The sequence below is a fragment of the Actinoplanes sp. NPDC048791 genome (genome assembly GCF_040650095.1).
Lineage (GTDB): Bacteria > Actinomycetota > Actinomycetes > Mycobacteriales > Micromonosporaceae > Actinoplanes.
The window spans coordinates 1-2,180 of the sequence record NZ_JBEZGQ010001245.1; the positions used below are offsets into that span (position 1 = coordinate 1).

The following is a 2,180-nucleotide window of genomic DNA, read 5'->3' on the forward strand; positions in this document are numbered from 1 at the left end:
TTGGTGGGCCCGGACCACGACGGGCGGGCCCGGACCGCGACGGTGGGCCCGGTGAGTGGATTGCGCTGGGCGGCAGCGCCGCGGTTCCAGGGGTCAGGACTGGCGGGGGACCGGCAGCGTGATGGTGTCGTCCTCCGCTTCGGGCGCGGCGACCGGCTCCGGCTCGGGCTCCGGGTAGGGCGGCGGGGTGCCGCCGAACTCCGGGCAGAACGCCTGGTGGCTGCACCAACCGCACAGCTTGCTGGGCTTCGGGCGGAAGTCCTTGTCCTGCTTGGCCCGCTCGATCGCCTGCGACAGCGCCACCAGGGTGCGTTCGAAGCGTTCCAGCTCCGCCGCGTCCGGGCTGTAGTCGCAGATCTCGGCGTCCTTCAGGTAGAGCAGGCGCAGCACCCGTGGCACCACGCCCCGGGTGCGCCACAGCACCAGGGCGTAGAACTTCAGCTGGAACAGCGCCCGGCCCTCGAAGGCCTCGCGGGGTGCGCCGCCGGTCTTGTAGTCGACCACGCGCAGGTCGCCGGCCGGGGAGATGTCGAGCCGGTCGATGTAGCCGCGGATCAGCAGTTCGTCGTCGACCAGGGTCGACACGAGGCTTTCGCGCTCGGCGGGCTCCAGGCGCTGGGGGTCCTCGACCGCGAAGTAGCCGGCCAGCAGGTCGCCCGCGCCCGCGAGGAACGCCGCGATCCGCTCTGCCTCGCCAGCGGATTCGAGCCCGGGCAGCGTTTCACCGGGCGCGGCCACCGGCCCGGCATCGCCGTCAGTCGAGTTGACAGAAACAGCGCCGACAGCAACAGCGCTGGCAGAGACGGCGTCGGCAGAGACGGCGTCGGCAGAAACCGCGCCGGCGGATGTCGGGGCGTTGACAGCTTCGGCGAACAGAGCTTCCAGCGCCGGCTCCTGCTCCAGCAACCGCCCCCACGACGGCGCCACCAGAGCTGCCGCAGCCGCCGGCGTCCGCTCGGCCGCCGGCAGGTCGAACAAGCTCTCCAGCACTGCGTGCACCAGCGTGCCACGCACCTGGTCGGGCGTCGGTTTCTCCGGCAGCCGGTCGATCGTGCGGAACCGGAACAGCAGCGGGCAGGTCTTGAAATCGGCGGCCCGCGACGGCGACAGCGACGGCCCCGCGTGGCGCTCCCCGCGGCCGGGAGCGGAGCCGGGCTGCGGCTGCGGATCCGCGGAAGGGGACAAAACCGTTTCTGCCGTCATGGGAGTAAGGCTAGGGGAGGGGTACGACGAAACCGCCGCGGCAGGGACCTCTCAGGCGCGGTCCGTAGCATCGACGTGTGGACGACGGCGTGCAGCAGACCCGCCCCGCCCGGCGGCCGGGCCGGGTGGTCGGGCGGGTGCTGGGCATCCCGGTCTTTCTCAACCCTTCGATGCTGCTGCTCGCGGTGCTGGTCACCGTCGTGTACGGCGGGTACGTGGAGGCCGAGCTCGGACTCGTCGCGCCGTACGCGTACGCGATCGGTTTCGGGTTTGTGGTCTGTCTGCTCGGGTCCGTCCTCCTGCATGAGCTCGGCCACGCCCTGACCGCCCGGCGGTACGGCATAGGTGTGCGCGGGATCACGCTGGAACTGCTCGGCGGTTACACGGAGATGGACCGTGACGCCCCTTCGCCGCGGGTCGACGCGCTGGTCTCGCTGGCCGGCCCGGCCGTCTCCCTGGTGCTCGGCGCTGCCGCCACGGCCGCGGCGTTCGCGCTGCCTGACCGGACCGTCGCCGGTGAGATCGCCTTCCAGCTCGCCGTCAGCAACGTCCTCGTGGCGATCTTCAACGTGCTGCCGGGCCTGCCGCTCGACGGTGGGCGAGCGTTGCGGGCCGGGCTGTGGGCGCTGCTCAAGGACCGGAACAGGGCCACCGAGTTCGCCGCCTGGGCCGGTCGGGGCATCGCCCTGCTCACTGCCATGGCCGTGCTCACCCTGTACTGGCTGAACCTGCTGACCGTTTTCGGACTGTTGTTCATCCTCCTGGTGGTCTTCACGTTGTGGCAGGGCGCCGGTCAGTCGATCCGGCTCGCGCGGATGACGCGGCGGTTCCCCCTGGTCGACCTGCGGACCCTCGCGCGGCCGCTTTTCGCCGTACCGTCGGGAACGCCACTGGCCGAGGCCCAGCGCCGGGCCGGCGCCGCCGACCGGGCCGGGGATGCCCTGGCCGTCGCCGATGCCGGCGGCCGGCTGGTCGCC

General features: G+C 72.2%; 2 protein-coding genes. One reads left to right on the forward strand and one right to left on the reverse strand.

Features of this window, described 5'->3' with window-relative positions:
- Window positions 1–93: 93 nt before the first annotated feature.
- A complete protein-coding gene (locus AB0C29_RS44930) occupies window positions 94–1,203 on the reverse strand; it encodes a PD-(D/E)XK nuclease family protein (protein ID WP_360834004.1) in 1,110 nt (369 codons plus the stop codon).
- A gap of 170 nt (window positions 1,204–1,373) precedes the next feature.
- Between AB0C29_RS44930 and AB0C29_RS44935 the strand changes: the two genes are divergently transcribed.
- The coding region (locus tag AB0C29_RS44935; RefSeq protein WP_360834006.1) for a M50 family metallopeptidase at window positions 1,374–2,180 on the forward strand (807 nt) is incomplete at its 3' end.

Coding starts and splice junctions, on each gene's coding strand:
- AB0C29_RS44930 (WP_360834004.1), bottom strand. CDS start 1,203: ATGACGGCAGAAACGGTTTTGTCCCCTTCCGCGGATCCGCAGCCGCAG.